General features: G+C 62.6%; 21 protein-coding genes. 19 read left to right on the top strand and 2 right to left on the bottom strand.

The window, feature by feature from the left end; all coding sequences use genetic code 11:
- Positions 1-22: 22 nt before the first annotated feature.
- Entirely contained in the window at positions 23-889 is an 867-nt protein-coding gene (gene rfbA / locus QRN42_RS05750; RefSeq protein ID WP_284978322.1) for a glucose-1-phosphate thymidylyltransferase RfbA, read from the top strand.
- A 31-nt stretch (positions 890-920) separates the two neighbouring features.
- Here the strand turns inward: rfbA and QRN42_RS05745 are convergent, their stop codons facing one another.
- Positions 921-1853: an aldo/keto reductase gene (locus QRN42_RS05745; protein ID WP_284978321.1), complete on the bottom strand. Its 933-nt coding sequence runs from the start codon at positions 1851-1853 to the stop codon at positions 921-923.
- 52 nt (positions 1854-1905) lie between these two features.
- Here QRN42_RS05745 and QRN42_RS05740 point away from each other — a divergent pair, with 52 nt between their 5' ends.
- Positions 1906-2739, top strand: coding sequence for an undecaprenyl-diphosphate phosphatase (locus tag QRN42_RS05740; RefSeq protein WP_284978320.1), 834 nt, complete (start codon positions 1906-1908; stop codon positions 2737-2739).
- A 15-nt stretch (positions 2740-2754) separates the two neighbouring features.
- The gene (gene mshC, locus QRN42_RS05735; RefSeq protein ID WP_284978319.1) at positions 2755-4080 is read left to right on the top strand and encodes a cysteine--1-D-myo-inosityl 2-amino-2-deoxy-alpha-D-glucopyranoside ligase; all 1326 of its coding nucleotides are present in this window, start codon (positions 2755-2757) and stop codon (positions 4078-4080) included.
- A gap of 14 nt (positions 4081-4094) precedes the next feature.
- Here the strand turns inward: mshC and QRN42_RS05730 are convergent, their stop codons facing one another.
- The gene (locus QRN42_RS05730; RefSeq protein ID WP_284978318.1) at positions 4095-5000 is read right to left on the bottom strand and encodes a PAC2 family protein; all 906 of its coding nucleotides are present in this window, start codon (positions 4998-5000) and stop codon (positions 4095-4097) included.
- Positions 5001-5123: 123 nt separating this feature from the next.
- Between QRN42_RS05730 and QRN42_RS05725 the strand changes: the two genes are divergently transcribed.
- The 16 genes from QRN42_RS05725 (at position 5124) to QRN42_RS05650 (ending at position 23272) form a co-directional block, all read left to right on the top strand.
- Positions 5124-5870 carry an HAD family hydrolase gene (locus QRN42_RS05725; protein ID WP_502869478.1) on the top strand — a complete coding sequence of 249 codons (747 nt, stop codon included), beginning with the start codon at positions 5124-5126 and terminating at the stop codon, positions 5868-5870.
- On the top strand, positions 5871-7034 hold the full coding sequence (locus tag QRN42_RS05720) for a site-2 protease family protein (protein WP_284978316.1): 1164 nt from the start codon (positions 5871-5873) through the stop codon (positions 7032-7034).
- 114 nt (positions 7035-7148) lie between these two features.
- Positions 7149-8222 (top strand): tRNA (adenine-N1)-methyltransferase, encoded by a 1074-nt coding sequence (locus QRN42_RS05715; RefSeq protein ID WP_284978315.1) that lies wholly within the window; start codon positions 7149-7151, stop codon positions 8220-8222.
- A 97-nt stretch (positions 8223-8319) separates the two neighbouring features.
- Positions 8320-10128, top strand: a complete 1809-nt coding sequence (gene arc, locus QRN42_RS05710; protein WP_284974653.1) for a proteasome ATPase — start codon at positions 8320-8322, stop codon at positions 10126-10128.
- 50 nt (positions 10129-10178) lie between these two features.
- Positions 10179-11816 carry a depupylase/deamidase Dop gene (dop, locus tag QRN42_RS05705; RefSeq protein WP_284978514.1) on the top strand — a complete coding sequence of 546 codons (1638 nt, stop codon included), beginning with the start codon at positions 10179-10181 and terminating at the stop codon, positions 11814-11816.
- A 101-nt stretch (positions 11817-11917) separates the two neighbouring features.
- Entirely contained in the window at positions 11918-12121 is a 204-nt protein-coding gene (locus QRN42_RS05700) for a ubiquitin-like protein Pup (RefSeq protein WP_284974652.1), read from the top strand.
- A gap of 80 nt (positions 12122-12201) precedes the next feature.
- Positions 12202-13011 (top strand): proteasome subunit beta, encoded by an 810-nt coding sequence (gene prcB / locus QRN42_RS05695; RefSeq protein WP_284978314.1) that lies wholly within the window; start codon positions 12202-12204, stop codon positions 13009-13011.
- Position 13012: 1 nt separating this feature from the next.
- The gene (prcA, locus tag QRN42_RS05690) at positions 13013-13720 is read left to right on the top strand and encodes a proteasome subunit alpha (protein WP_284978313.1); all 708 of its coding nucleotides are present in this window, start codon (positions 13013-13015) and stop codon (positions 13718-13720) included.
- Position 13721: 1 nt separating this feature from the next.
- The gene (pafA, locus tag QRN42_RS05685) at positions 13722-15086 is read left to right on the top strand and encodes a Pup--protein ligase (RefSeq protein ID WP_284974649.1); all 1365 of its coding nucleotides are present in this window, start codon (positions 13722-13724) and stop codon (positions 15084-15086) included.
- 109 nt (positions 15087-15195) lie between these two features.
- Positions 15196-16125 (top strand): FKBP-type peptidyl-prolyl cis-trans isomerase, encoded by a 930-nt coding sequence (locus QRN42_RS05680; protein ID WP_284978312.1) that lies wholly within the window; start codon positions 15196-15198, stop codon positions 16123-16125.
- Between the two features lie 84 nt (positions 16126-16209).
- Complete coding sequence (locus QRN42_RS05675; protein WP_026540707.1) at positions 16210-16605, top strand: FKBP-type peptidyl-prolyl cis-trans isomerase; 396 nt, start codon at positions 16210-16212, stop codon at positions 16603-16605.
- Between the two features lie 118 nt (positions 16606-16723).
- On the top strand, positions 16724-18745 hold the full coding sequence (locus QRN42_RS05670) for a helix-turn-helix transcriptional regulator (protein WP_284978311.1): 2022 nt from the start codon (positions 16724-16726) through the stop codon (positions 18743-18745).
- Positions 18746-18754: 9 nt separating this feature from the next.
- On the top strand, positions 18755-19114 hold the full coding sequence (locus QRN42_RS05665) for a hypothetical protein (RefSeq protein ID WP_284978310.1): 360 nt from the start codon (positions 18755-18757) through the stop codon (positions 19112-19114).
- Between the two features lie 36 nt (positions 19115-19150).
- A complete protein-coding gene (gene tatA / locus QRN42_RS05660; RefSeq protein WP_284974645.1) occupies positions 19151-19420 on the top strand; it encodes a Sec-independent protein translocase subunit TatA in 270 nt (89 codons plus the stop codon).
- A 6-nt stretch (positions 19421-19426) separates the two neighbouring features.
- Positions 19427-20263, top strand: coding sequence for a twin-arginine translocase subunit TatC (gene tatC / locus QRN42_RS05655; protein WP_284978309.1), 837 nt, complete (start codon positions 19427-19429; stop codon positions 20261-20263).
- 24 nt (positions 20264-20287) lie between these two features.
- Positions 20288-23272, top strand: a complete 2985-nt coding sequence (locus QRN42_RS05650; protein WP_284978308.1) for a DEAD/DEAH box helicase — start codon at positions 20288-20290, stop codon at positions 23270-23272.
- Positions 23273-23307: the final 35 nt, after the last annotated feature.

Raw genomic sequence — 23307 nt, 5'->3', positions numbered from 1 at the left:
GGCACGGATGAGGACGGCAGATTTGCGAGGGATTGTTCTGGCAGGCGGCACGGGTTCGCGCCTTCACCCGATCACGTTGGGAATCAGCAAGCAACTGGTTCCCGTCTTTGATAAGCCCATGATCTACTACCCGCTGTGTACGTTGATGCTTGCCGGGGTCCGGGACATCCTGGTCATCACCACCCCTGCCGATGCCACGCAGTTCCAACGGCTCTTGGGTGACGGATCCCAGTTTGGAATCAACCTCACCTACGCGGAACAGCCGACGCCGGACGGACTTGCCCAGGCGTTCATCCTGGGGGAGCGGCACATTGGTGCCGGCAACGTAGCCCTGATCCTCGGGGACAACATTTTCAACGGGCCCGGAATGGGAAACCAGTTGCGCCAGTATGCCAACGTCGACGGCGGTGCCATCTTCGGCTATTGGGTCAAGGATCCGAGCGCATACGGCGTCGTCGAATTCGATGGTGACGGCCTGGCTGTCTCCATCGAGGAGAAGCCCGCCAACCCGAAAAGCAACTACGCCGTCCCTGGCCTTTACTTCTACGACAACGACGTTGTTGCCATGGCCAAGGAACTGGTGCCATCCCCTCGTGGCGAACTCGAGATCACCGACATCAACCGGCAATACATGGACATGGGCCGGCTCCACGTCCAAAAATTTCCCAGAGGCACTGCATGGCTGGACACCGGTACCTTCAGTGACCTCAACGATGCATCCAACTACGTCCGGACCACCGAAAACCGGCAGGGCCTGAAAATCGGTGCGCCCGAGGAAGTGGCATGGCGTATGGGCTACTTGACTGATGATGAATTACGGGAACAAGCGGGAAAGCTGGCCAAGAGCGGATACGGCAGCTACTTGATGGACATTCTGGACCGGGCCTAACGTGACCGGGCCTGATGTGGCCGGAGGGGGACTAGGCCGCGGAGACGTCCTCCAAGGCGCGCGCGATCTCGGCGGGCAGCGCCGTCAGCTGTGAGTCCAGGAGCTCCTTGAGCTGCACGACGTTCCGTGGGCCCACGATTCCCGTTGCGACGCCCGGACGCGACAAAAGCCAGCTGAGTGACACATCCATGGCAGACCTGCCTAGGCCTCGCGCAGCCATCGCCACCGCTTCGACCATGCGCGAAGCCTGCGGCTCAAGGTAGGGAGCCACGTAACCGGCCAACCGGCCATCGGCGGCACGGGAATCGGCGGGAATTTGGCCCCTGTACTTCCCGCTCAGCACCCCGCGGCCCAAGGGAGCCCACGCCATCAGGCCCAAGCCCGCATCTTCCACCGCGGGAACAAGCTCGTCCTCAGCTTTGCGCTGAAGCAAGGAATACTCGGATTGGTTAGCCACCAGGGTGAACCCCGCAACCGCTGCCGCCTTGGCTGTCTGCCACCCGTTGTAGTTGGAGATACCCACGTAGCGGGCGCGGCCGGTTCGTTGGGCAAGCTCCATCGCTGAGAGCGTCTCGTCCAAGGGCACGTTCGGATCCCAGTCTTGGGCAAACCATATGTCGATGTAGTCGGTGCCCAGCCGGGCGAGGCTGGCGTCCAGGGCAGCCAGCATAGCGCCGCGGGAAGCGTTGATGCTTCGCCGGGAGTCCGACGTCGTCAGTCCGGCTTTCGTCGAAATCACCAGTTCGGAGCGGGCCACGACGTCTCCCAGCATCGAGCCGAGCATGGCTTCTGCTTGGCCCTGGGCGTAGGAGGCTGCGGTGTCCACCATGGTGCCCCCGGCAGTAACGAAAGTGTTCAGGAGCTCGGCGGCGTCATGCTCATCAGTCTCCTGGGCCCAAGACATGGTTCCAAGGGACAAAGAAGACACACGGAATCCGCTGTTTCCGACGTAACGCTGCTGCATAGCAGCAAGCTTACGGGCAGTAGGCCATCTTTATGACGTAGGGTCTATTCACGTGAACTGGATAGAAGCAGCCTTCCTTGGCCTGGTGCAGGGCCTCACCGAATTCCTTCCGATCTCCTCGAGCGCGCACCTGCGGATCGTGGGTTCCTTCCTTCCGGATGCGGCCGACCCTGGCGCAGCGTTTACCGCGATCACGCAGCTGGGAACGGAGACCGCGGTCCTTGTTTACTTCTGGCGCGACATCGTGAGGATCGTCCGGGCTTGGTTTGGCTCCCTGAGAGGGAAAGTAGACCGCAACGATCCCGACGCGAGAATGGGTTGGCTGGTTATCATCGGCAGCCTCCCCATCATCATCCTTGGGCTGTTGTTCCAGAACCAGATCGAATCCGTGCTGCGCAGTATGTGGATCGTGGCCACCATGCTCATCGTGTTCGGCATGGTGCTCGCCGTTGCTGATGCCATTGGCCGCCAGGAGAGGCAGCTGACGGACCTGACATACAAGCACGGCATCCTGTATGGCCTGGCCCAAGCCATGGCCTTGATTCCCGGTGTTTCCCGGTCCGGCGGCACGATTACCGCGGGGCTCCTGATGGGTTATACCCGCGAGGCGGCAGCCCGCTATTCCTTCCTTCTGGCCATACCCGCAGTGTTCGGCAGTGGGCTCTATGAGCTCTACAAGACGGTTTCCAAGGGTGGCCTGGCCGGCCCCTTTGGTCTTCCCGAAACAGCCTTGGCCACCATCATCGCTTTCGCGGTGGGTTATGTGATCATTGGCTGGTTCCTGAAATACGTCTCCACGCATAGCTACCGCGCGTTCGTCTGGTACCGGATCTTCCTTGGGCTCGCCTTGTATGTCCTGCTCGGTTTCAATGTGATCAGCGCTTAGCACTAAGGTTGAGTCGTGAAATCGTGGAGTACCCGCCCTGTCCCTGAGCTGCCCGGCAGCATGCCCACGCTACGGCTTTTCGATACGGCGGCGGGTGGCTTGGTGGACATCGGCCAGCAGCCTGAGCAGTCCATGTACGTCTGTGGGATCACTCCTTATGACGCCACGCACATGGGGCACGCTGCGAGCTACGTGGCGTTCGACCTCTTGAACCGCGCCTGGCGTGACGCCGGGACCCGCGTGGCGTACGTACAAAACGTCACCGACGTCGACGATCCCTTGCTTGAGCGGGCCACGGCAACGGGAGTGGATTGGCGCGACCTCGCGGCCAGCCAAATCGAGCTCTTCCATACTGACATGGACGCTTTGAACGTCATTGCCCCTGACCACTACATCGGCGCAGTCGAGGCCATCCCGGACATCGTTCCCGCCATCGAGCAGCTCATCGCTGACGGCCTCGCATATCGGGTGGAGGGTTCCGACGGCGAGCCGGACGGCGACGTCTATTACGACGTCGAAGCAGCTGGCAAGCGCTCTGACGCCACGGATGCTTGGACTCTGGGCGACGTGTCCGGACTGGGCGAGGCGGAGATGCTTGCCCTGTTCGCGGAACGTGGCGGCGACCCCGCCAGGGCGGGCAAACGCCAAGCCCTGGATCCCTTGTTGTGGCGGGTAGCCCGCGAACATGAACCGAGTTGGCCCGGAGCGACGCTCGGTGACGGCCGTCCCGGCTGGCACATCGAGTGCACGGTCATAGCCCGGAAATACCTTCCCGCACCCTTCACGGTGCAAGGTGGCGGCTCCGATTTGATCTTCCCGCATCACGAGATGGGCGCAGGGCATGCGTACTCGCTGTCCGGCGTCCCGTTGGCCAAGCACTACGCGCACGCCGGCATGGTGGGCCTGGATGGCGAGAAGATGAGCAAGTCCAAGGGCAATCTGGTCCTTGTCTCCAAACTCCGGGCGGCCGGCGAGGATCCGGCGGCTATCCGCCTTGCCATTCTCGCCAACCATTACCGCTCGGACTGGTCGTGGACCGACGAGACGTTTACGGCGGCGAAAGAACGCCTGGAGCGCTGGCGCCGGGCTCGCAGCCGCGCCACGGTGAAGGTGGCACCGGGTGCTGAATCTGTCGCTGGATCGGCGGCTGAACCGGAATCCGCATTGGGGCTGCTCGCTGCCATGCGCCGGGAACTGGCCGAGGACCTCAACGCACCCGGAGCGATTGCCGCCGTCGACCGTTGGGCCGAAAACGTGTTGAGCGGCGAAGCCGACATTCCCGTCGCCGAAGGGGCACTGATGGCGAATGCGGTCAATGCCCTTCTTGGCGTGGAGCTCTGAAGCCGGTTACCGGCTCAGGGGCGGTCTTTTCCGCGTCGCTTCAGGTACCGTTCGAACTCACGGGCGATTGACTCCCCGGACGCTTCCGGGAGGTCCGCGGTGTCTTTGGCTTCCTCCAACTGCCTGACGTAGGCAGCGATCTCCGGGTCCTCGGTGGCGAGTTCATCCACGCCCCGTTCCCATGCCTCGGACTCTTCGGCAAGGGCTTGGCTGTCCACCGGCACTTGAAGCAGGTCTTCAATCCGGTGCAGGATGGCGAGCTGGGCCTTGGGGGAGGGAGGCTGCGCCACATAGTGCGGAACAGCAGCCCACAGCGAGACAGTGGGCAGCCCCGCCAACAGCGCGAACTCACCTAACACGCCCACGATTCCCACTGGTCCCTCATACTGTGGAGCTTCGAGGTTCAGGCGTTCGCGCAGATCGCCGTCCTCACTGGTTGTGCTGACCGGGATGGGGCGGCTGTGGGGCACGTCGGCCAGTAATGCGCCAACCAAGATGACAGAGTCCACCTTCAGCGCCTCAGCGTGGACCAGCAGTTCCGTGGTGTAGGCGCGCCAGCGGTAGGAGGGTTCGGTCCCAAGGACGAACACCACGTCAACGTTGCTGTCCGGAACCGGCGCCTTGTAGATCCGGGTGGAGGGCCACTTGACCTTGCGAGCACCCGACGACGTCCGGCGGACCGTCGGCCGGGTGAACTGGAAGTCGTAGTATTCCTCGGCGTCCACGGTGCCGACTTTCTTGCCTGCCCAGAGTTTGTTCAGATAGTGCAGGGCATCGCTGGCGGCCTCACCGGCGTCGTTCCAGCCCTCAAAAGCGGCGATCATGACGGTGACGCGCTGGCCCTCCGCGGGTTCCTTGAGGAAACGCTCGGGCTCCGCTGTGATGTCCTGTCCTTCGGGTGTCCCGTCCACACTGTTCATCCACTCACCCTACGTCCAAGACCCTTGGGGATGCATGGCATTTCACCCCATAGCGTGTCCACGCTTCGCGCAGAGCGCAATGCGCGCGAAGCCGCACCCCAGCTTCCACGTAGACTTGAAACCATGCATTCGTTACCCGGACAGCCCCTCCTCAAAGCCGTGCTCTGGGATATGGATGGCACGCTCGTGGATACCGAGCCGTACTGGATCGCCGCCGAGCGTGCGCTGGTGGAATCCCACGGCGGCACGTGGTCCCATGAGCAGGCTATGCAATTGGTCGGTCAATCCTTGTTCCACTCAGCCGCTGTCCTGCAGCGAGCCGGGGTGGACCTTGAGGCCCGTGACATCGTGGATACCCTGAGCCAACAAGTCATCAGTGCTGTCCGTACCGAGGTTCCATGGCGTCCGGGTGCCCGCGAGCTTCTTGACGACCTTTTTGGGGCCGGTGTCCGGTGTGCCTTGGTCACCATGTCTGAAAGTCCCCTTGCTGGCGTAGTGGTTGACAGCTTGCCGAAGCCATACTTTGAGTTCATGGTCACGGGAGACACAGTGACCCACGGAAAGCCGCACCCGGAGGCGTACCTCACTGCTGTTGAGCGGCTTGCCTTGGAGGATCCCGCAGTCACGGTAGATCACTGCGTTGCGTTGGAGGACTCTGTTCCGGGCGCCGCTGCCGCCATGGCTTCGGGGGTTGTCACCGTTGGAATACCCCACCAGGTCCCGCTTCCCGAGGACCCTCGGATGACCCAGTGGGAAACGTTGGTGGGACGGACCAGCGAGGACATCAGCGCCTTAGTGGCAGATCGTTTCGACGGATCGCGGTCACGGTGGTTCGCACCTGAGGACGCGCTCCTTGAAGGGTCCAACTAAATGAGCAACTCCGCGCCCCACCACGCCGCAGCCGCTAAGAAGGACGGCATTCCCCTCGGAAGGGTAGCTGGAATTCCGGTCTACCTGGCCTACTCATGGTTCGTCATTGCCGCGTTTACCGTGATCGTCTATGGGCCGGCCCTCTTGGCTCGGACACCGCACTTGGGCATCGCCGCCTATTTAGTGGCGTTAGGTTACGCCGTCCTGCTGGCTATCTCTGTACTGGTGCATGAGCTTGCCCACGCCCTCAGCGCCAAGTCGTTCAACTGGCCCACCGAGAAGATTGTGTTAAACCTGTGGGGCGGCCATACGCAATTTGAGAACTTCACGGCCTCGCCAGGGCGGTCGGTCATTGTGGCCTTGGCTGGACCGGCGTCGAATTTTGTCTTGGCGGGTGTCGTGTGGGGTGTCATCTCGGCAGGCTTGCTCAGCGGCGTAGCGGAAACGTTGGCGAACATATTGATGTGGGCCAATCTTCTGATCGGCCTGTTCAACGTGTTGCCGGGCTTGCCCCTGGACGGCGGCCGCTTGGTCGAGTCAGCTGTTTGGAAGGCCACCGGAAGCCAGGATAAGGGCACCATCGCCGCGGGCTGGGCTGGCCGCATCATCGCCGTCGCACTCGCTGTATGGTTCGTTGGCCTTCCCTTGCTGAGTCGCTCGCCGTTGGACCTGAACTTGGTCTTGATCACCGCCCTCGTGTGCGGTTTCCTCTGGATGGGGGCGTCCGGTTCCATCCAGGCCGCTAAACTTCGCAGCCGCCTCTTCCTGGTCAGTGCCGCAGGTTTGGCCGAGCCCGCTGTCGGTATCCCGGGCTCAGCGTCCGTAGCGGATGTCCTGGCCATTTCCCCCGCCGGGCACCCGGTGGTAGTGATGTGTGCTCCTGACGGCAAACCGCAGGGCGTGGTGGACCCGGATGCAATTGCAGCAGTTCCCCCTTATGCTGCCAGCACGACGCCGGTCGCGGCGGTGGCGCACGCCCTGGCCGCTGGGGCTTACGTTCCTGAGTGGTCCAAGGGGCAGGAATTGATCCAGTACTTGGCCCGCCTCGAAGGGGCCGAATACGCTGTGGTGGACCAGAATGGACTTGTCACTGGCTTACTCCGGCAACAGACTGTCGTGACAGCCATTACAGGCAAGGAAGCCCGCGGAAGCGGGCGGGCCTGACCTTGGCCCGGTAGAGTTACTTGCCGGCCGTCCAGCCGATCCGACCACCATTCTTTGGCGCCCGTCCGGTGCAACACAGCGCGACCCAGCCGTAACAAGAGCGAGGAACACCACATGAGCAGCGAAACCGCCGCCCTCGAAGCAAGCGCCGGCCCTGAAAAGCCAAACGAAGCAAGCGCTGCCCAGGCCGCGCAGCCGACAGGTGCCGCACGTCGCCGCGGCCCTTTCCGCGTGGGGGAGCGGGTCCAGCTCACTGACGAGCGGGGACGCATGAACACCATCACGCTGGAAGTCGGCGGAGCATTCCATACGCACCGCGGCTTCCTCAACCATGATGAGATCATCGGTAAAGTGGACGGCTCGGTGGTGAGCAACAACGTCGGGCAGCAATACCAGACCCTGCGGCCGCTGCTTTCGGACTTCGTGCTTTCCATGCCACGCGGCGCAGCGGTGGTGTACCCGAAGGATGCCGGCCAGATCGTGACCATGGCGGATATCTTCCCCGGTGCCCGCGTCGTCGAGGCGGGCGTGGGCTCGGGGGCCCTATCGATTTCGCTGCTGCGTGCAGTGGGCGACGGCGGCTACCTCCACTCGTTTGAACGTCGTGAAGAATTTGCGGACATCGCACGCGGGAACGTTGAAACTATTTTTGGTGGCCCGCACCCTGCGTGGCAGATCTCGATCGGCGACTTCCAGGAGGAAGTTGTCAGGGCCGAAGCTCCCGGTTCCGTCGACCGTGTGGTGCTGGACATGCTGGCTCCCTGGGAATGCCTGGACGCCGTCGCCACAGTCCTTGCGCCCGGTGGGGTCTGGATCAACTACGTGGCCACCGTGACGCAGCTCTCGAGGACCGCTGAGGCCATCCGTGCCGACGGGCGCTTCACGGAGCCCGACGCTTGGGAATCCATGGTCCGCGGATGGCACTTGGAAGGCCTTGCCGTCCGTCCCGACCACCGCATGGTGGCGCACACCGGATTCCTCCTGGTGACGCGCCGTCTCGCAGATGGAGTCACGGGAATTTCCGTCAAGCGCCGTCCATCCAAGACGGAGTTCAGCGAGGAAGACCTCAACGCGTGGACACCGGCGGCAGTAGGAGAACGGGCAGTTTCTGACAAGAAGCTCCGCCGGGCCGCCCGTGACGCCATCGCCGGAACCAACGTCCAGGACGACCCGACAGTCACAAACTGACCAAGGTCACAATAGAGTCCGCATTGCGGATGTCTCCGACCCCCTAGGACTTTTCCGGACTAAGGTCTTGTTAAAGCTCAGGAAGGGGTTGATGATCGTGGATACGCCTAACAACGACCTTGGACGGCCGACGCCGGAAGAACCAAACGCTGCATCCGACGAGGCAGCGAGGCGGAGACTCGCCGCAGTTCAACCGGCGTCGAGCTCCAGCGAACTCACCGTTGCCGAGCGGCAGATCAACATCCTCCGGGACAAGCTCCGCCACATCGACCGCCAACTGGCCGCCGCCACCCAGAACAACGGCAAACTCGTCACCATGCTCGAGGCGGCCAAGGCCGAGATTCTCCGGCTGAAAGGTGCGCTGGAGCAGGAGGGGCAGCCGCCCTACAGCTTCGGAACCGTACTCCAAGTGAACCCGCGCCGGCAGCCCGCTGCCGGCAGCTCAGGCCAAGCCGCCACCGAGGAATCAGTGGACATCTTCAACGCCGGCCGGAAGATGCGGGTCGGGGTGAGCCCATTGGTCAATCTCAACCAGCTTGCCGTTGGACAGGAAGTGCTGCTGAACGAGGCACTCCTGATTGTTGCCGGCCTAGGTTACGAACGTGCCGGTGAACTGGTCACTCTCAAGGAATTGCTGGGCAAGGACCGCGCCCTGGTGGTTGGCCGCGCCGATGAGGAACGGGTTGTCAGGCTCTCCGGAGCCCTGCAAGGCACCCATTTGAAGGTCGGGGACGCTTTGTCCCTCGATGCGCGGACGGGCTACGCCCTGGAGAAAGTCCCGCGCGCAGAAGTGGAGAACCTCGTCCTCGAGGAAGTCCCGGACATCACCTATGAGGACATCGGCGGGTTGGGGCCACAGATCGAGCAAATCCGCGACGCCGTCGAACTGCCCTTCCTCCACCCGGACCTGTACCGCGAACACGGCCTCAAAGCCCCGAAAGGCATCCTCCTTTACGGCCCGCCAGGTTGCGGGAAGACGCTGATCGCGAAGGCAGTTGCCAACTCCTTGGCTGCCCGCGCCGCTGAGCGCGCCGGGAACACGGACCTCAAGAGCTACTTCCTGAACATCAAAGGTCCCGAGCTCCTGGACAAGTACGTGGGCGAAACCGAACGGCACATCAGGCTGATCTTTTCCCGCGCCCGCGAGAAAGCCTCAGACGGCAGCCCTGTGGTGGTGTTCTTCGATGAGATGGACTCGCTGTTCCGCACCCGCGGCACCGGGGTTTCGTCCGACGTCGAAACCACCATCGTTCCCCAATTGCTCAGCGAAATTGATGGGGTTGAGCGGCTGGACAACGTCATTGTCATTGGCGCATCCAACCGCGAGGACATGATCGACCCCGCGATCCTGCGGCCCGGCCGTCTGGACGTCAAAGTCAAGATCCAGCGTCCCGATGCCGAGGCGGCGGCCGACATCTTCGCCAAGTACATCACCACCGACCTTCCCTTCCACACCCAAGACCTGGCCGAGCATGGAGGCGATCCACAGGCGACGGTGGATGCCATGATCCAACGCACGGTTGAAGCAATGTACTCGACAGAGAAATCAAACGAGTACTTGGAGGTGACATACGCCAACGGCGATACAGAGATGCTCTACTTCAAGGACTTCAACTCCGGGGCCGTGGTCCAGAACGTGGTGGACCGCGCCAAGAAATATGCCATCAAGGACCTCCTGACCAACAACCAAAAGGGCCTTCGGATCGATCACCTTCTGCGGGCCGTGGTGGACGAATTCCGGGAGCATGAGGACATGCCGAACACCACCAACCCTGACGATTGGGCCCGGATATCCGGTAAGAAGGGCGAGCGGATCACGTACATCCGCACCATCGTCCAAGGCAAGGCCGGGCAGGAACCGGGCAAGTCCATCGAGACCACAGCCAACACGGGTCAGTACCTGTGACCCCAGAAATCCAGGGTACGGCAGCCGCGAACCTGCCAGTTGGTGGAGCGATGCGGGTCATGGGCGCCGAAACCGAATATGGGATCCACGCGCCGTCGGCACCCGGTGCCAACGCCACCATGATGTCCGCCCGGATTATCCAGGCCTACGCCACGGTGACCCGGCAGCGGGCAGCAGGCGGCGCCGAAACACGCTGGGACTATACCGACGAGGAGCCGTTGCATGACGCCCGCGGATGGACCTTGGAGAGGTCAGCCGCGGATCCCAGCCAGCTCACCGATCAGCCGCCAGTGCTCGACGCCGAAGCGGTCGCCTTGGCCTACGGACGCCAGGAACTGGAGTTGGATGGCGGTGACGAGTCCGGTTCCTTGCTGATGAATATGGTCCTCGGCAACGGCGCCCGGCTGTACGTTGACCACGCGCATCCCGAGTACTCAAGCCCGGAGGTCACCAACCCACGCGACGCCGTCATCTGGGATGCTGCCGGAGACTTGGTGGCGTTGGCTACTGTCCGAAAGGTGGCAGCTGACGCCAGCTTGCCACCGATCAACCTCTACAAAAACAACACGGACAACAAGGCTGTCTCCTACGGGTCGCATGAGAACTACCTCATGCCGCGGTCCGTGCCTTTCGGCGACATCATCCGCGGCCTGACGCCCTTCTTTGTTTCGCGGCAGATCGTGTGCGGGGCCGGACGTGTGGGGTTGGGCCAGGACAGTTCAATGGCCGGCTACCAGATCAGCCAGCGCGCTGATTTTTTTGAGGCCGAAGTGGGGTTGGAAACCACCATCCGGCGCCCTATCATCAACACCCGGGATGAACCACACGCCACCGCTGACAAGTATCGGCGGCTGCACGTGATCATCGGCGACGCAAACCTCAGCCAAGCCTCGAACTTCCTGAAGTTTGGTACCACCGCCATGGTCCTGAGCCTGGTGGAAGCCAAGCTGGCTCCGCCGATCGAGGTCCATGAACCCGTCCATGCTTTGCAAGCCATCAGCCACGACACCACGCTCACGGCCACCGTTCGGCTCATGGACGGTCGCCGGGTGACGGCGCTGGACCTGCAATGGATGTACTACGAGGCGGCAGCCAAGCTTGCCCAGGAAACGGGCGTATCGGACCCGCTCACCGGAGACGGCCACACCCACGAGGTCTTGGCGCAGTGGGAGTCCACCTTGACCGGCCTGGGCAACGACGTCGACTCCGTTGCTTCTTCGGTTGAATGGGTGGCCAAGAAGTCCCTGTTGGAGGGCTACCGAAACCGGGATGGCCTTGCCTGGGACGATGCCAGACTCGGCCTCGTGGACCTCCAATGGTCCGATATCCGCCCTGAGAAAGGCCTCTACTACAGGCTGCTGGCGCGCGAACGCATGCAGAGGATTGTCGACGACGGCGACATCGCGCGGGCGGTGGGCGAACCGCCGTCGGACACCCGGGCCTATTTCCGTGGTCGGTGTGTTTCCCGGTTCGGCAAGGACGTGGCCGGGGCCAGTTGGGACTCGGTGATTTTCGATGTTCCGGGGCTCGGCAAGCTGCAGCGGGTACCCACGCGGGAACCACTGAGGGGAACGAAGGCGCTCACTGGAGCCCTCTTTGACCGGCATCAGGAGGCGGCCACTTTCCTGGCCGAACTGCTGGGACAGGAGCCACCTCCGCCCAGGAATTCCGGCGCGCCCGCCACGTGATCAGGAGGGCATCGCGAAACCCGTACGCAGCCACCCCGACCGTGGCAATATGGCAGTAGGAAGTCTCCACCACCGGGAGACTGACAGTAGGGAGAAAGAAAATGGCAGCTCAGGAGCAACAGCAACCACAGTCCCGGGAGTCCGAGACCGACGTGGATGTACCGGAGGCCCCTCCTGCGGCTCCCGAGGCCCAGGCTTCGGATGCGACGCAGGGCGTGGATGATCTCCTGGATGAAATCGACGGCGTTTTGGAATCCAACGCCGAAGAATTCGTTCGGGCGTTCGTCCAAAAAGGCGGCCAATAAGCGGAAGCCAGGAACACAACGGCCCGTCCGGCGTGAGGCCGGCGGGCCCCGGCAGGCATCAGAGTCGAAGGAGTGCAGCAATGCAAGACCCATCAACCGGCCCCTTGGCCGCTCAGGCAACGTCTTCGTTCACAGAGCATCTGCAACGTTCCAGGCCCGAACTCCTTCCCTTCTCCCAATCCCTGCCGGCCGGAACAGTGCCTGCATCACCACATGCCACCACCATCGTCGCCCTCACCTACGCGGGCGGCGTGCTGATGGCTGGTGACAGGCGCGCAACCATGGGGAACGTCATCGCCAGCCGGCACATTGAGAAGGTGTTTCCGGCGGACGAGTTTTCGGTGCTGGGCATCGCCGGCACGGCCGGTTTGGCGATAGACATCACCCGCCTGTTCCAAGTGGAACTGGAGCACTACGAGAAGATCGAGGGCACGCTCCTCAGCCTTGTGGGAAAGGCGAATCGCCTCGGTGCCATGATCCGCGGAAACCTCCCCATGGCGATGCAGGGTATGGCGGTGGTGCCCCTGTTTGCCGGCTTTGACAATGTCTCCGGCATCGGCCGCTTGTTTTCCTACGATGTGACCGGCGGGCGGTACGAAGAACAAGAACACCATTCCGTGGGCTCAGGTTCCGTTTTTGCGCGTGGGGCCCTGAAGAAGCTGTGGAAACCGAACCTCTCCGAAGATGACGCCGTGGCCGTTGCCGTTGAGGCCCTTTACGACGCCGCCGACGACGACTCCGCCACGGGCGGCCCGGACCCGGTCAGGCAGCTCTGGCCTGTGATCTACACGGTGAACCGTGCCGGTAACCGACGCGTCCCGGACCGTGAGCTGGCTGCCATTTCCGGTGCCATTGTTGAATCTCGCGCAGTTGCCGGACGAGAGGCCTGACATGACCCAGCAGTTCTACGTTTCCCCGGAACAGTTAATGAAGGACCGGGCTGACTTCGCCCGGAAAGGCATTGCACGGGGTCGGTCCGTCGTCGTCATGAGCTGTGCCGAAGGAATCGCGCTGATCGCGGAGAACCCCTCGCCGTCGTTGCACAAGATCGGCGAGATTTACGACAAAATCGCGTTCGCCGCCGTCGGCAAGTACAACGAGTTCGAGAGCCTCCGGCAGGCCGGGGTTCGATACGCCGATGTCCGCGGCTACTCCTATGACCGCGAGGACGTCACGGCCCGTGGCTTGGCCAGCGTCTACGCCCAAAGCCTCGGCGCCGTGTTCACGGCCGAGCAGAAGCCCTTCGAAGTGGAACTGGCCGTGGCCGAGGTAGGCCTGACGCAGCAACAAGACCACCTCTACCGGCTCACTTTCGACGGTTCCATCGCGGATGAGAACGGTTTCGTGGTGATGGGAGGCCTCGCCGACCAGATTACCGACGCCGTCCGCAGCGCATGGGAGCCGGAACTCAGCCTGGCAGGGGCAATGCGCCTGGCGCTGCGCTCACTGGCTACGGACAAGGAAGCCGAAGCGCTGGCGGCCACCGCCGTCGAAACGGCTGTCCTGTACCGCTCTTCCGAAAGCCATCTTGGCTCGCGCAGGGCGTTCCGACGGCTGTTGCCCGAGGACATGAACCGGCTGCTTACAGAGGAGGCTTGATATGGACAAGCGGATATTCGGCATCGAGACAGAATTCGGCATCTCGTATTCAAGCCCTGACTCCCGGCCCTTGGCACCGGAGGAAGTAGCCCGCTACCTTTTCCGAAAAGTGGTCAGCTGGGGGAGGTCATCGAATGTGTTCCTGACCAACGGCTCGCGCCTCTACTTGGACGTCGGATCCCATCCCGAGTACGCCACGGCCGAATGCGACGACCTCGCCCAGCTGATAGCGCACGACAGGGCAGGGGAGCTCATTCTTGATGACCTGGTGGACGAAGCCCAAGCAAGGCTGGCCGCAGAGGGGTTCACCGGTACCGTCTATCTGTTCAAGAACAACACCGACTCTGCAGGCAATTCCTACGGTAGCCACGAAAACTACCTCATACCCCGCCGCGGAGAATTCTCCCGGCTGGCAGAGATCCTGATCCCGTTCCTTGTCACCCGGCAATTGATTGCCGGTGCCGGAAAGGTCCTGAAAACCCCCCACGGAGCAACCTTCGCTTTCTCCCAGCGCGCGGACCACATCTGGGAAGGCGTGTCCTCAGCCACCACCCGTTCGCGCCCCATCATCAACACCCGCGACGAGCCCCACGCAGACGCCGAGTTCTATCGCCGCCTCCACGTGATCGTGGGGGACTCGAACATGTCCGAAACCTCTGCGTTGCTTAAGGTCGGAACGGTTGACCTCATCCTCCGCATGATCGAGGCTGGCGTCATCATGCGGGACATGCGGATGGAGAACCCTATCCGCAGCATTCGGGAGATCTCCCACGACCTGACCGGCCGGGCGCTGGTGCGGCTGGCGAATGGGCGGCAACTGACGGCGCTCGATATCCAGCGCGAGTACCTTGGCAAAGTGACGGAGTTCGTAGCCGCGAACGGCGCCCACAACAGCCACGTGCCCCTCATCCTGGACCTGTGGACCCGCACCCTGGACGCAATCGAAAGCGGCGACACCAGCACGATCGACACCGAGGTGGATTGGGCCATCAAGAAGAAACTCATGGATGGCTACATGAGGCGGCACCAGCTCAACCTCGATTCGCCCCGGATCGCCCAACTCGATCTCACGTATCACGATATTTCGCGCCAGCGCGGTATCTTCTTCCTACTTCAGGCCCGGGGAGCTGCCCGTCGGCTGGTCACCGAAACCGACATCAAGGATGCCGTTGACGCTCCGCCCCAGAGCACCCGGGCTAAATTGCGCGGCGATTTTGTCCGCAGGGCCCAGGAGCTCGGCCGGGATTACACCGTGGACTGGGTGCACCTGAAGCTCAACGACCGGGCCCACCAGACGATTCTGTGCAAGGATCCCTTCCGCAGTGTCGACGAGCGGGTGGACGCCCTCCTGGACTCTATGGGTTGATTCCCAGCTTCACCGGTTAGTCTGGGTAGTGCTCTCTTGCCAAGAGAGAAGCCGCTTGGATGCGCACTGCGCCGTTCCGAGTCTCCCTTGCCCCGACGAAAGTGTTTTTGTGCGCCGACTTTTAGCAATTCTCATTCCGGCCCTGTTGCTCATGACTGCGTGCGGGGGAGGAGGAAGCACTCCGGCTGCCGAGCCCACCAGCCAAACAGCTGGTGATACCTCCAAGCTTGCGTCAGTCAAGGTGACGGACAACGGCGACACCAAGGCCCCGGGCCTCGACTTCACCAAGCCGCTCACCGTCACGGAGCCCACCATCAAGGTGGTCAGTGAAGGTACCGGGGCTCGCGTCAAGGCCGGGCAAACCGCCCAGCTCGTCTACTTGGCCGTGAACGGCAGCGACGGTAAGACTGTGGAGGATGCCTACACCAACGGTCCGCAGCCCATCCAACTCAATGACCAGCTGAAGTCAGGCAACTCGGTCATCTACAACGCCATCGTTGGCGCCAAGATCGGTTCCCACGTGGCCTACGCCGCTCCCGGTACTGCCTCCGGCACCGAAGCTGCAACCACCCAGTTGGTAGTCTTCAAAATCGTTTCGGCCAAGGATGCAGCCCCCGTGCTTTCCAAGCCGGAAGGCACGACTGTGACGCCTCCGGCCGGGCTGCCGACCGTCAAGGATGACGATAAGGGCGTGCCCCAGATCTCCGTTACAGGCGTGGCCGCTCCCACCAAACTGATTGCCCAGGACCTTATCAAGGGCAATGGTCCCGCCGTCAAGGCGACCGACACACTCACTGTCAACTACGTGGGCGTCAACCTCGTCGGCGGCACCAAGTTCGACTCCAGCTTCGACCGCGGCCAGACGGCGAGTTTCCCCCTCTCCGGTGTGATCAAGGGCTGGACCCAGGGCCTGGAAGGCAAGACCGTAGGCTCCCGCGTGCTCTTGGTCATCCCACAGGACTTGGCATACGGCGCCGCAGGCCAGGGCGACGCGAAGGGCGATTTGGTCTTCGTGGTGGACATCCTCGGAATCCAGTAAGTCACCGTACCGGCGCCAGGACTACATGGCGCTGCCCTAAGCTTGTTCCCGACACCTCTTTATCCCTCACACCAAGGAGAATCCATGTCTTTTGGCCAGCGTGACTTCGACCGCACCAAGCCCGAAATCGACTTCCCCGAAGGCGACGTCCCCACCGATCTCGTCATCACCGACCTCATTGAGGGAACCGGTGCCGAGGCAAAGGCAGGAGACACCGTTTCCACCCACTACGTCGGCGTGGCCTGGTCCACCGGCGAAGAGTTTGACGCGTCGTGGGGCCGCGGTGCACCCTTGGACTTCCGCGTGGGCGTTGGCCAGGTCATCCAGGGATGGGACCAGGGGCTCCTCGGCATGAAGGTCGGCGGCCGCCGTCGTCTGGAAATTCCTTCCGAACTCGCGTACGGATCCCGTGGCGCCGGCGGAGCAATCAAGCCCAACGAGGCCCTGATTTTCGTCGTTGACCTCGTCGCTGTCCGCTAGGGCTGAGCCTCGGACTGACCCCAAGGCGTAACACTCAGCAAGGCGCGTCACCCCCGGTTTGTACCGGTCGGTGACGCGCCTTGCTGCTTTCTGCCCGGTCTTTAGTAACGTAGCAAGCGTGTCTGCATCCCGCACTGAACGCCTCCTGAACCTCCTCTTGGCTTTGCTCAACACCAAGGTAGGACTCCCGCGCGCCGTTCTCAGGGAGAAGGTCTACAAAGACTCTGCCGAGAACGACGTCGCTTTCGGGCGGATGTTCGAGCGTGACAAGGTTGACCTGAAACAGTTCGGTTTCGAAATTGAAACGATCGTTGACCGCAGCAGCTTTGGTAACGACGACCCCGGAACCACCCGGTATCGGATTGGCAAGGACTCCAACAGGCTCCCCGAGGTGGTCCTCACCCCGGCCGAGTCAACAGTGTTGCTGCTAGCGGCCCAGCTATGGGAGCGGGCGGCTCTCGGCACAGCAGCTGCCAGTGCCGTCCGTAAGCTCCAGGCGGCAGGCGGGTTCACCGACGTCGACCTCCCGGCGGGAGTCCAGCCCAGAATTAAACCCGCCGGGCAGGCGTTCGACGACGTCGTTGCGGCCATGCATGGTCGGCATACCGTCCGCTTCGGTTACCTGGCCGGCAGCACGGGCCGGGAGGAGCAGCGGGAAGTCGAACCCTGGGGTTTGGGCAGCCGCTTTGGTCAGTGGTATCTGGTCGGTTGGGACCGGGCCAGGGGAGCCAAGAGGTTCTTCAGGCTCTCACGCATGACCACCGCCGTCACAGCCGTGCCGGGAAGCTCATGCGAACCTCCGGCGGGATTCAACGCCCGGGCTGAACTCGATGAACTCAACGAACTCCCGTTGCGCCAAGCCACGTTGGAAGTGGACCTAGGCAGGTTGCTTGCGCTGCGCAGGCGGGCCGTGACCGCGCAAGAACCAGCCACGGGCAGTCCAGCCCGAGACCGCGTCGTGGTCGAGTTCCGTGATCCGGAGCAGCTCGCGGAGGAGCTTGCCTCCTACGGTCCCCGTGTCCTCGTCCAGGAACCGGCGGACTTGCGTGCCGCCGTCGTCCGCCGCCTCCAGGCCGCCTTGGACTTCCACACCAGCCCCGCCGTCGCACCCACGTTCCCCGACGCCGGCCGGGCACCGAGGGCCCGGAAGCGCACGTCCGAGGACCAGCTCGCCAGGATGTTGCAGCTGGTTCCGTTCCTGGTCCACCATCAGGGCCTGCACATCCAGGAGGTTGCCGACCGGTTCGGTATCAGCCGCAGGCAGCTCATCGACGACCTGAAAATCCTCATTTGTTCGGGGCTGCCGGGCGGTTACCCGGATGACCTGCTCGATATCCAGTGGGAAGACGACCACGTCTATATCTCCGAGCACCTGGACCTGAACAGGCCGGTCAAGTTCAGCGAGGACGAGGCTGCCGCGCTCCTCACGGGTTTGGCCATGCTGGGGGACTTGCCGCAGTTGGCCGGCATGCCCGAAGACCAACCGGGAAGTGCCTTGGAGTCCGTCACCATCAAGTTGACGGGCGCTGCGGGGACGGCCGGACGCCTCGCTGGTTCGGTCTCAGGGCAGTCGGTTGCCCCCGAACAATCGCAGTCCTTCGCCACTATTACCCAGGCCATCAGGGACGGCCAGCAACTGCATCTCCGCTATTTGTCACTCCAAAAGGACGAGATCACCGAGCGCGACGTCGATCCGCTTCGCCTGTATTCGCTGGACAACACCTGGTATTTCGAGGCCTATTGCCACAGCGCCGCCGGAATCCGGAACTTTCGGCTGGACCGGGTGGAAAGCCTCGCGGCCAATGGCCGGGCAGCTTCCCACACGGCGAGCACCGGGCAGGATTTTCCGGCGCGGCTGTTCACGCCAAGTGACGACGACGTGCTGGTGACACTCGAACTGACGCGGCAAGGTGCCGGGCTGGCCGATGACTATTACGCCGAACGCACCGCGCAGCGTCCCGACGGCGGACTGCTCGCCGAAGTCCGCTTCGGCAACGCCGGTTGGGTGCCGATGTTCATCTCCCAGCACGGCGGCGCGGCCAGGGTGCTGGCCCCGGAAGCAGTTCATACCGAGACCGGAACGTGGCTCAAGGCGTCCCTTGCGCAGTACGAGTCGGCGGCCGGCAGCGTGGCTGGCTAGACTACTCAGATGCCTTGGTGGTTCTGGATCCTGTTATGGATCGCGCTCATAGCCCTTTCCCTGCTCCTTCACGTGACGCTGGGATATCGCCTGTACCGGAAGATGATGTCTACCGTCCGGGAGTTGGGGGAGGCGGGCAAGAAGTTCAGTTCCTTGCCGGCCGCCCGCACTGACCCCGACATCGAGGCTCACGATGCGCCGAATGAGCGCCCCGAACAGGGCTCTGCGGTTTTTGCCTCCCCCGAGCAGATGCGTCATGATTACGTGACGGCCAAAGCCGCCCGCCAGGAAGTTCGACGCCGGAAGCGCATCCAGCGCAAGGCCGAGCGGGGTCAGCCACAATCCCTGCACGACATCGAATTCAGTTAGACGTAGGATGTACCCAAAAGGAAAGGACCTCCCCACATGAGGCTCGAAGGCTGGCATCTCATCATCATCATCGTTTTGGCGCTGTTGCTTTTCGCTGCGCCAAAATTGCCCTCGATGGCACGCAGCATCGGTCAGTCGATGCGTATCTTCAAATCCGAAGTCCGTGAAATGAAAAAGGACGGCTCCTCGGAGAAGAAGGACGCCCCGGAATCGACTGACGCCGTAGAAGGCACCGTCGTCGGCCACCCTGACGTCAAGACCAGCAGCAAGGGCGAGACCGACGTTCCGCCCGCCACCCGCGTCTAAAGAGAAGTGGTAGAAACGAAGGGGCGCAAGGCCAACCCCGAAGCCCGGATGGGCTTGCTTGACCACCTCAAGGAGCTCAGGAACCGGCTCTTCAAGGCTGCCATTGGCGTTGTCCTCGGGACCGTCGTGGGGTTCATTGTCTACCAGCCCTTGCTGACGGCGTTGATCAAACCGATCACGGACCTGAACCACAAAGAAGGGCGCGCGGCCACGCTGAACTTCGACGGCGTCGCTAGTTCCTTCGATCTCATGGTCCAGGTTTCGGTCTTCCTGGGGCTTATCCTTTCCAGTCCTGTCTGGATCTACCAACTCTGGGCCTTCATCGTGCCCGGGCTCCACAAGAAAGAGCGCCGCATGGCGCTGTCCTTTGTGGCGGCAGCGGTGCCATTGTTCGTTGGCGGCGTGCTGTTGGCGTGGCTCGTGCTCCCGAACGCCGTCCGGGTACTGACCGACTTCACACCCGCCGGCGGATCGAACTTCATCAGCGCGGACGTTTACCTGTCCTTTGTCCTGAGGCTACTGCTGGCCTTTGGCATCGCTTTCCTCGTGCCGGTGGTTTTGGTGGGGCTCAACCTTGCCGGAATCATCAAGGGCAAGCAACTCGTGAAGAGTTGGCGTATCACCATCTTCCTGGTCTGTTTGTTCGCGGCCATGGCGGCTCCCGGAGCGGACGCCATGAGCATGTTTTACCTTGCTTCTCCCATGCTCGTGCTGTTTTTCGCTGCAGTTGGCGTGTGCCTGTGGAATGACCGGCGTCGTGAGCGTCGGATGATCAGGCGTGAGGCTGAGACCGAGGCCACGGCGGATATCGCAACGCCCGCTGCGGAACTGGAGAATCTCTAGACCTCCGGCCACTAGGCTGGATGTATGTCCTCTACTTTCGGGTCGTCATCTCCAGCAGACCGTTACCAGGCTGCAGCCACCAGGGCAGCTGAGGCCAAGACGTACTTAGGTGCATTTGCCCGGTCACTGGACTTCGCCCTGGACGACTTCCAACGTGAAGCCTGCCGCTCGTTGCAGGAAGGCCGGGGCGTCCTCGTTGCAGCTCCGACCGGCGCCGGAAAGACAATAGTTGGAGAGTTCGCCATTTTCCTCGCGCTCCAACGCGGGTTGAAAGCTTTCTACACCACCCCGATCAAAGCCTTGAGTAACCAGAAATTTGCCGAGTTGGCGGCAAAATACGGGCAAGCGAACGTAGGGTTGCTGACCGGTGATACCAGCATCAACGGTGATGCCCCGGTGGTCGTGATGACCACCGAGGTGCTTCGCAATATGTTGTATGCGGACTCCGAGACTCTCGGTGACCTCGGCTTTGTGGTCATGGACGAAGTCCATTACTTGGCCGATCGATTCCGTGGCGCCGTCTGGGAAGAAGTGATCATCCACCTGCCCAGCGAGGTCCAGGTTGCCTCCCTGAGTGCAACGGTGTCCAACGCAGAGGAATTCGGTGCTTGGCTGGACACCGTCCGTGGTGATACCGATGTGATCGTCTCCGAGCACCGCCCTGTGCCGCTCTGGCAACACGTCATGGTTGGTCGGGAGATCGTCGACCTTTTTGCCGGTGATGTCACCTTCGATGCCATCGCTCCTGGCAGCGTGGCCGCGTCCGCGGCTGGCGATGACGTTCCCGGTCTCTCGGAGAGCGATGAAATCGGCGAAGAACCGGTTGCGGCTCGCCGCAAGCATAAGACGTCGGCCAAGAGTGCCGCAGCTGCTGCCGTGCGCCAAGCAGTGACCGGGCCTGAGTTTGAGGTGAATCCGGACCTGTTGGCAATGGCGCGTTCGGAAAGCCGGATGAACATGGGCGCGCGCTACAGCCACGGGAGCCGTAGCAGGCGCCGCCAAGACCGCTACCGTGACGAGCGGCAGCAAACCGAACAGCGCAGCCCGGTCAGGAAGGCAAGCCGCCCCCAGGTCATCGAGAGCCTCCGCCGCCAGGACCTGTTGCCAGCGATCACCTTCATTTTTTCCCGGGCAGGCTGCGACGCCGCGGTGGCACAGTGTGCTGCTTCGGGCTTGTGGCTGACCACCGAGCAGGAGCAGCAGATCATTGCCCAGCGGGTAGATGAGGCAAGCCATGAAATTCCGGCGGACGACCTCGATGTCCTGGGCTTCTGGGGCTGGCGCGACGGCTTGCTCCGCGGCTTCGCTGCACACCATGCCGGCATGCTTCCCACCTTCAAAGAGGTGGTGGAAAAGCTCTTCGCGGATGGCCTGGTCAAGGCGGTCTTCGCAACGGAAACACTGGCCCTCGGCGTCAACATGCCCGCCCGCTGCGTGGTGTTGGAAAAGTTGGAAAAGTTCAACGGCGAAGCGCACGTTAACATCACCGCGGGGGAGTACACCCAGCTCACCGGACGCGCCGGCCGGCGCGGCATCGACGTCGAAGGCCACGCCGTGGTTCTGTGGCAACCGGGAACGGACCCGGCAGCAGTTGCGGGCCTCGCCTCAAGGCGCACCTACCCCCTCAATTCGAGTTTCCGGCCCACGTACAACATGAGCATCAACCTGATTGCCCAGTTCGGCAGGACTCGGGCGCGTGAGATCCTGGAATCCTCCTTTGCCCAGTTCCAAGCGGACCGCTCCGTGGTGGGCCTGGCCAGGCAGGTCCGTGGCCGCGAGGAGTCACTGGCCGGCTACGCAAAGTCGATGCAATGCCACCTGGGCGACTTCACGGAGTACGCCAAGCTTCGTCGCGAGCTCAGCGACGCCGAGAACTTTGCGGCCCGTGACCATCACCGGGCCCGCAAGTCCAGGGTGGCCGACTCCTTGACGCGGCTCATTCCGGGAGACGTGATCACGATCTACAGCGGGCGGTTGGCTGGCCACGCGCTGATCCTCGACGTCGATCCGAACGCCCGCGAGCCCCGGCCGTCGGTTCTGACCTCCGATAACCAGCTTCGCCGGATCGGTGTGCATGACCTTGACGGACCTGTCTCTCCCGTCACGAGGATCAGGATCCCCAAAGCGTTCAACGCCAAGGTCCCCAAGTCGCGCCGGGACCTCGCAGCGGCGATGCGGCACGCCATCAGCGAGGACGCTCCGCAGAGTCCCCGGAACAGCAGGCATGAGGACTTTGGGTTGGGCGCAAGGCTTCCGGACCAGGAGCAGCACATTGCCGATCTCAGGCGCGCACTCAGGGCGCACCCATGCCATGGATGCAGTGAGCGCGAGGACCATGCACGGTGGTCCGAACGTTGGTGGAAACTCCGGAAAGAAACGGACGGCCTGGTTCGGCAGATCCAGGGCAGAACCAACACTATCGCCAAGACTTTCGACCGGGTCTGCGACGTCCTGTCTGCATACGGCTACTTGGAAACGAACGACGCCGGACGCGTCACCATCAGCGACCACGGCCAACGGCTTCGCCGCATCTACGGCGAAAAGGACCTTCTGATCTCACAGTCTGTCAGGCAAGGGGCACTCAACGATCTCGATGCTGCGGAGCTTGCCTCTTTTGCCACGACGTTGGTGTATCAGGCCAAGCGCGAAGACCGCGGACTCCGCCCCAGGATGCCTTCCGTTGCTTTGGAATCAGCGGTGGACATCGTGGTCCGGGAATGGTCACAGCTGGAGGACACTGAGGAACACTACCGGCTTCCCCTCACGGGTGAACCGGAACTCGGGCTGATGTGGCCCATGTACAGGTGGGCCAGGGGCCGGCATCTGCAGGATGTCCTCCACGGCACCGACCTTGCTGCCGGTGACTTTGTGCGCTGGGCCAAACAGGTGGTTGACCTGCTGGACCAGCTCGCCAAGATTCCCCAACTGGATCCTCGTGTGGCGCGGATATGCCGTGAATCCATTGACCTGGTGCGGAGGGGCGTCGTCGCCTACTCAACCGTGGCCTGAACCCCGCAGCCTGACGTCTTCCCTCCGCTCAAGTA

The sequence above is a fragment of the Arthrobacter sp. fls2-241-R2A-200 genome (genome assembly GCF_030209745.1).
Classification (GTDB): domain Bacteria; phylum Actinomycetota; class Actinomycetes; order Actinomycetales; family Micrococcaceae; genus Arthrobacter.
The sequence above is the reverse complement of the archived record's forward strand: the minus strand, read 5'-3'. Positions and strand labels throughout refer to the sequence as shown.